Origin of the sequence: Proteiniclasticum ruminis DSM 24773, assembly GCF_000701905.1 — a bacterium.
GTDB lineage: Bacteria > Bacillota > Clostridia > Clostridiales > Clostridiaceae > Proteiniclasticum > Proteiniclasticum ruminis.
Genome location: NZ_KL370833.1, coordinates 1 through 6,607, shown reverse-complemented (window position 1 = coordinate 6,607; position 6,607 = coordinate 1). Strand labels below are relative to the sequence as shown.

General features: G+C 36.9%; 8 protein-coding genes. All 8 read right to left on the bottom strand.

The window, feature by feature from the left end; translation table 11 throughout:
• Positions 1 to 304: 304 nt before the first annotated feature.
• Positions 305 to 2,155, bottom strand: coding sequence for a DUF927 domain-containing protein (locus tag T487_RS0114955; protein ID WP_031577947.1), 1,851 nt, complete (start codon positions 2,153 to 2,155; stop codon positions 305 to 307).
• A gap of 1,236 nt (positions 2,156 to 3,391) precedes the next feature.
• Positions 3,392 to 3,667 carry a hypothetical protein gene (locus tag T487_RS0114945; protein WP_031577945.1) on the bottom strand — a complete coding sequence of 92 codons (276 nt, stop codon included), beginning with the start codon at positions 3,665 to 3,667 and terminating at the stop codon, positions 3,392 to 3,394.
• Positions 3,668 to 3,823: 156 nt separating this feature from the next.
• Entirely contained in the window at positions 3,824 to 4,114 is a 291-nt protein-coding gene (locus T487_RS0114940; protein WP_031577944.1) for a DUF960 family protein, read from the bottom strand.
• 13 nt (positions 4,115 to 4,127) lie between these two features.
• Entirely contained in the window at positions 4,128 to 4,649 is a 522-nt protein-coding gene (locus T487_RS0114935; RefSeq protein WP_081827677.1) for a JAB domain-containing protein, read from the bottom strand.
• Positions 4,639 to 5,043 carry a hypothetical protein gene (locus T487_RS0114930; RefSeq protein WP_074542677.1) on the bottom strand — a complete coding sequence of 135 codons (405 nt, stop codon included), beginning with the start codon at positions 5,041 to 5,043 and terminating at the stop codon, positions 4,639 to 4,641. The genes T487_RS0114935 and T487_RS0114930 overlap by 11 nt, the downstream gene beginning before the upstream one ends.
• A 222-nt stretch (positions 5,044 to 5,265) precedes the next feature.
• On the bottom strand, positions 5,266 to 5,625 hold the full coding sequence (locus tag T487_RS0114925) for a hypothetical protein (RefSeq protein ID WP_051651770.1): 360 nt from the start codon (positions 5,623 to 5,625) through the stop codon (positions 5,266 to 5,268).
• 71 nt (positions 5,626 to 5,696) lie between these two features.
• A complete protein-coding gene (locus tag T487_RS0114920) occupies positions 5,697 to 6,194 on the bottom strand; it encodes a hypothetical protein (protein ID WP_031577939.1) in 498 nt (165 codons plus the stop codon).
• A 138-nt stretch (positions 6,195 to 6,332) separates the two neighbouring features.
• Positions 6,333 to 6,607: IS30 family transposase (locus tag T487_RS0114915; RefSeq protein WP_031577938.1), on the bottom strand; the 275-nt coding region annotated here is incomplete at its 5' end.

Below are 6,607 nucleotides of genomic sequence, written 5' to 3'. Positions count from 1 at the left end.
GTCTTCTTCTTCGTCGTACTCTTCTGTGTCTTCTTCTTCATACTCTTCTGGGTCTTGTAATGTGCTACCAACTCGAATCTCTTCTTCACTGATTCTCCTTGATTGTGTTCCTGATTTCTTTTCAATTTTTATCTTAGCCATTATTTTCTACTCCTTTTATTCTCAGATTTAAACATGCAATAGGCAGAGTTATACAGGACATCAGCAACGAACAGATCTCTTTGCAAATCCTCCCAATGGTAGATGAGGCTTAATGCCCCATTCTCCATTTCATAGTCTGAAATATAGTGGTTTTCATAAAACATTATTCTTCCCCCTCAATATCCTCGTTAAAAAAACTATCTAGAATTGATCCTTTTCTTTTCTTTCTTACAGTACCTGTCTTCGGTTTAACTTGTCTTTCTTTTTCAATAACTTCATTAGTGCTTATAAACTGCTGAACTTTTTCCATTTCATCACTCTGGATTGGAAGTTCATAAACTCTTGTTGAACTTAGTGCATTCTTATACAGGCGTCTCTTTACAGAGTTTTTCACTCCTCCTTCATATTCTTCAAGCGTCAAGTATCCTTTATCGTCAAGAGCCTTCACCACAACCCTTGATGATGCAAAGTTATTCTTACGTACAACTTCATCTATAACACTTGGCCTAACTGCAAAAGATTGTGGTACACCTTTCACAGTATCGACTCTCCCATCGACAAGGTTAGGAATGACTATCTGCTGCAAGTTCGGATGAAGTTTTGCGTAATGTGTATCTTTTTCCCACACATAAATGTTACTTCTGTGGCTAACAACATAGTCTAATAGACATTCATAGAATTTCTGACCTAAGTCTCGATCATCAAGTTTAGCCATCTCTGACTCCACAAGTAATCCAATAACACCATCAGAATCAAACTGAACATCAAAAGCCTCTTTAGAGAGAACTGAAGTGAGGTAAACTATAGCAAGTATGTCAGATATTCGGTCAAGAAATTTATCAGACTTAATGAACTTATCCATAACAATGCGTTTAGCATCATTGAATCGTTGCATCACTTCTTCTTTACCAATCTCAAGGATATACCTTGCAAGTATGGGAGCTGTAATCCCCCAGTTTAAACTAACCCCTTCACGAATTTTCATGGCATTCTCTGGACTGGATGTCCACTGATCGAATGTAAGCTCAATAACTCTTACTCTAAGTCCATTTGCTTGTGAAGATCTTTCCAGAAGTGGATTTTCTCCAGTAGACGTCAAGATTCCAGAGAAACTTTGAACCTCTCTAGGATCTCCCTCAACAGTTGATCGTGTTTTTGTGCGGCCTTCACTTACATTGTAAAGCAGTGAAGTGTGATCACTTCTCTGTCTACTGGAGCTTTCATCCAAGCAGAAACAAATTCCATGCTTGTTCTTCAAGGTCGCAAAAATCCCATTGTTGGTATCTAAATAGGTATGCATCAATCCATCAGGCGCTTTGGTCGGCTTAGCATACGCACTAAGTGCACAGCTCGCTGCCAGAGATTTCCCCGTTGAACTATCTCCGTAGAAATGAAATGTGTACAAATGATTGGAGATGTAGTCTTTCAAGTATGAGACCAGGATTGCTGACAATCCAATGCAACAGGCAAGTTCCAACTGCAAATTCCCCAAAACTTCCTCATTCAGAAGGTTTTTGTACTCCTTCAAAGATCCTTTCGGACCTAAATCAGTTATACCTCTGTATGTACTCTGCAAGCCCTCAATACTGATACACTCATTGTGGAGATACACCAAGTTCTGATTCACCTTGTGCCAGCCCAAATGTGTATGGTAGAACTCAATCGGTGCCGTTTCTTCTGTGTAAAGTAGCCATTCAAGGACGGCCTTGCTATTTTCTTCATACACATCTATCCCATGCTCAGGTAATACCGTAATGATTTTTTGCCTTGTAAGGATGCTTCGCGGAAAGTTCATCTGCCTAGTCTTGCCAAAATCGTTGTAAGTCAGTTCAATCTCTACTTGTCCGGTTATTAAGTTTTTATAGATCTTCGTTACCCCGATGTACCTAAAGCAGTACTTATCCTCTCCTTTATCAGCAGTAAGATAAACATTCCCGTCTTTCGCATACAATTTGGTACATCGGTTATTTTGTCTTAGGGATATTCTTTGTGGTTTACTCTTTTTTGCATTCATGCTTTACTTCCTTTCTTAAATATTTAGTGATCACTGAAGCTATTAAAGCATAATGAATCAAGCAAATCAATACCACTTTATCATTATAGGTCACATTAAAATATAAAAGCGTTAATTATTCCTGATATTTTTTTAATTTTATCAATCAGTTGTTGTTGTTCTGATGGGAAATCTACTCAAAAATTCTCTGCAAGCCTGAAAACACTTCGGAAAAAGTTTTCAAGATTTTCTACCGTGGATTTGGATTGAGTACGGAATTATCGATGATAATTAATCACTCCAATTAATAATTTCTAATAATCGACTCACTCTCTTTAATCTTACTTAAAAAAAATTTTTAAATATGAATTTTTTAAAAACACCTATTTTATTCTCTTATTTAAAATATTTATATTTATATTAATATTTATATTATATATTTTCACATCACCTTATCATATTGCATTTCCCCCATTTCCCCCATTTCCCCCTGTCTGGAAGTTATACTTAAAACAAAACCTCCAGCTTTTTTCTTTTCCACCAAAAAAAGAGGGGATTTTGGGGCTTTCTATTACTGATTGGCTCCCATCGGAAGATTCATGTGCACCTTTTACGTTTCCCCTACTTAGAGAGGGAAACTCCGCAAAACAAGTCCCCCTGCCTCCAAAAGCCTTCCCAATACATGGTCACGTTATTCTTTTTGTTCCTGCATTCTTGTTTAGTCAGGTTCTTCAAAAAAAGTGCCATCTTTCAGGCGTAGTATTCAGATCATCTATTTACTAAATGCTGAGTTTAAATATTTTTCTTTAACGCTAACTGGTATTTAGAGAATGGAACAAAGAAATTTTTTAAAGGGTGTATGCTTTTCTGAGATATCTAGCATAATTCAGTATTGAGGGGGTGAACATTATGAAATGTAATTATTGCAGGCAAGATATAAAAACTAAGGAAGTAAGAACGATAGAATTTATTTTCTGTTGTAATGAGATCCAGATCGAACACTCTTCTTTACGCCCGAACGTACAGAAGGCAATTCTTGAGAGAGATCACTTTTTTCAAGAACTGAGTAGAATCATTTATACTTCTGAAACAAGTACAACCTAAACACAAGAAATAAACCTGTCCATATGCTCAAAATTTGCATATAGGCAGGTTTTTTCTTACTTTGAGCAGTCAACATATCACAAAAAAAGAAAAGACCCCTGATTCTGAAGGATCTTTTCTTAACAGACAACTCTATTGTTTATCTACATTATGTCATGATGGGTTGGATTCATTAGCTACATATCGTTCAAGAAGATATTTCCCGATGTAGAATGGAGCACAGAAAATTCCCAGCATTAAAGCTAGCACAGGTTTTATGAGAAACTTCCACCAAATGAAGTTATCTATTGTCGTTAAATAGAATACCTGATTTTCAAGGTAGCTTATGAACTTCCAACCAAAAGGAAACAAAGCACCAAAGAAGATCCCCTTTAAACCCCATTGAAAAAAACCGATGATTGCAGCTATTATCATAAATGTTACTGGCATGTGTTAACCTCCTGTTATTCTTTACTTATAGTTTAGTATGATGTTATGTTTATGTAAACTTTATAATACGTATATATACGGAAATTGTAAAATTATTTTAAAAGTGATTATTGAACTCCTAATCATATGCAGTATTAAGTGGCTCGTGTTCATCTTTCAGTATTCACTTGACAGCAACATCGTGGAGTACTCACCACTATCAATGATAAAGATCTTTAAGCGTTCCTTAGATACCTCTATGTCTACAGAAATTTCCGATCTGTACTCAGGTTCTTCCTGGGTATGTACAATTCTTGTACTTCCATTCGATAACTTTAAAAGTTCAAACACTTGCAGGTAATCTTTAGGCGGTTGAAGGTTATCAACCAAACTCCAAAGTAAAATCTGCATTTCTACTTCAATCTCTTTTGCAACTCCTTTGGTCAGATATCTTTCTCTATCGAACATTACCTTCTCCCCTTTATAACATTCCTTTTTCCAACATGCTGTAAAACTTTTCATCCCCAACTATTATGTGGTCAATGAGACTTATCCCCATAAATACTCCACATTCTTTAATTCGTTGTGTAGCACTTATATCTTCTGAAGAGGGTTCAACGCCTCCGGAAGGGTGATTGTGAAATAATATGAAGCTAGCTGCATTACACAGTAGAGCAACCTTAAAAATCTCTCTTGGATGTATGATTGAACTGTTAAGAGATCCTACCGAAACCACATTAACAGCAATAGGTTCATTCTTGGTGTTTAAGAAACAAGCTAAGAGAACTTCACGGTCTTTATCTTGAAGCATATCTTTTGCTATCTCGTATGCTTCTTGTGGACCACCAACTTTTCTTTCTTTGTAAAGGAACGACCTTTCTCTTACAAGTTTTACAGAAACCACGTCTATTCTTTTAGCCTGAAGAGTCCCTGTTTTCCTTCTACTTTCTTGTTTCCTGTTCCCTCCATCGTATTCTAAAGATTCTTTTCCGCTATTCTTCATTTTCTTCCACCTCTTCTTGGACTTCTCCTACCTCTTCATGTTCTATTTCATCTCTCTCGTTTGGTCTATTAGCTCCTTTTCTTCTCTTCACAAGTTCGGTTCTTAGATCCGCAAGCAGTTCTCTTGAAAAAACGTCATGTTTAACGGCCTCCTTAAAGAGCTCCAAGAATTCTTTCTCCGTAACATCTAATGACCTTGGTATGTATCTTTCAACTTGATTCAGCGTATCCTTATACAAGCTGAACCTAATTTCTTCTTGCCTCAGTTCTTTTACAAAGACTTTTTCTATACAGTATGTGTACTCACCATCAAATACTTTACCTTGAGCTAAAATGCTACAGTATTTTGTCTCTTTGATTGTAGACTTGATTTTTTCTGTTTTACCCACTACCATCTTTCCTTTCTTTTCAGCAACACACTTTTTTCATGTGACTTCATGTGTAAATTTTTCTTCACTCTTAACCTGTTAGAATTTCCTCACAGTAACTCTCTTCTACCATTCTCGTCATGTAGTTTATATGAACGTTGAATGTGTTACGCGTATTTTCTCTACTGAAATTTCTTTTTCATTTTTACGAAAGTAAAAAACCCTAACTCAGTTAAGAGTTAGGGTCAATTAGGCATAGCTTAGAAGATATTTAGGAGTTATCTTATATGGGATTACAGCAATAATACCGAAGTCACTACCGCAAATAAACAGTGATACCGTAAAAACTTCTTTTGTCGCACACCTGATTATGGCTACATATTCTGGTATGGCTTCGTTAATAATGTCTCCACCGATTAATGAACTAAGATCTTTGAGGTCACTTTCTTTAGTGAGGATCACTACATATCCTCCTTGGTCTTCAGAAATATTTCTATCTTCCCCATACTCTTCGTCCAAAACTTTAAGGTTATCTAGAATTTCTTCAACAACCTCAGAAGGAAGATGATGTACTGCTTCAATATCACGTGAATGTCCTAATTTAATCATTTTATGTCTCCTTTCTTTTTGTGCATGAAAAAAGAGAGACCGCTTTTGCGATCTCCCTCTAACTGATGTACTTACTTCAAGTTATACTTCTGAAAAAACTCTTCTAAAGCCGTTTCTAGAAGACCTGACACAGATCTGATTTTTCTTGTTGCTTTCAGTTCTTGCAAAAAATCTACTGTTTTGGGTTCCAACATGGCAGTGAACCTCTTCTTCTCTCTCTTTTCTTCCTGCTTTAGAACATCTGGTAATTCTTTTGCAAAACCCCCTATTTTCCGTCTACTTTCTAGGATTGTCTTCAGGTCACTTTCTAGATCCTGACTGTTCTCTGCGTGTTCCTGTGGGTCGAAATCTTGTGAATTGACACCCTGGATGTACTCCTCCTTCCTTTTGGGTGAGATTTTATTTCTTCTAGATGGAACAGCTCCTCCTACCCGGATTCCAGACTTCAAGATACCCTCCTGCTTCTTAGTAGGTGAAATGGGGTGTGCTCTTCTCACAACCTGCTGATTGTCTTCATTTAAAATCACATCTTGAGTATCATGTAGATTATCTTCGCTAATCGAATTCATACTTCTAATTCTCCTTATAATTATAATTTTAGTTGCCTAATGTCAAATTTAAATGCAACAAACTTCAAACATAACCAAAACATAGTGATACCAGAGAACAGGTAGTGGAAGAGGAAGAAAGAGGAAGTGATGGAGGAATCAGGCAGCGTGGGATGAAGTGTACTGGTAGAACACATCAAAGGAAGAAGCGTAACCAAGTACCTTTTTAGGATAATGATTAAGCCATGATTCCACTCTATGAACCATTTCAGGGGTAACGGACTGAGGATCGATACCTTTAGGAATGAACCGTCTGATCATGCCGTTATTCTGCTCATTAGCGCCTCTCTCCCAGGAAGAGAAGGGATGGGCATAATAAACTTCGGTAGCGGTATGCTCAAGACAGGAAGTAAGATCTGCAAACTCTGAACCAT

Excerpts from the sequence above, each read along its gene's own strand:
- T487_RS0114940 (WP_031577944.1), bottom strand. The coding sequence starts at position 4,114 with ATGTTCGATAGAGAAAGATATCTGACCAAAGGAGTTGCAAAAGAGATT.
- T487_RS0114935 (WP_081827677.1), bottom strand. The coding sequence starts at position 4,649 with ATGAAGAATAGCGGAAAAGAATCTTTAGAATACGATGGAGGGAACAGG.
- T487_RS0114930 (WP_074542677.1), bottom strand. The coding sequence starts at position 5,043 with ATGGTAGTGGGTAAAACAGAAAAAATCAAGTCTACAATCAAAGAGACA.
- T487_RS0114955 (WP_031577947.1), bottom strand. The coding sequence starts at position 2,155 with ATGAATGCAAAAAAGAGTAAACCACAAAGAATATCCCTAAGACAAAAT.
- T487_RS0114920 (WP_031577939.1), bottom strand. The coding sequence starts at position 6,194 with ATGAATTCGATTAGCGAAGATAATCTACATGATACTCAAGATGTGATT.
- T487_RS0114925 (WP_051651770.1), bottom strand. The coding sequence starts at position 5,625 with ATGATTAAATTAGGACATTCACGTGATATTGAAGCAGTACATCATCTT.
- T487_RS0114945 (WP_031577945.1), bottom strand. The coding sequence starts at position 3,667 with ATGCCAGTAACATTTATGATAATAGCTGCAATCATCGGTTTTTTTCAA.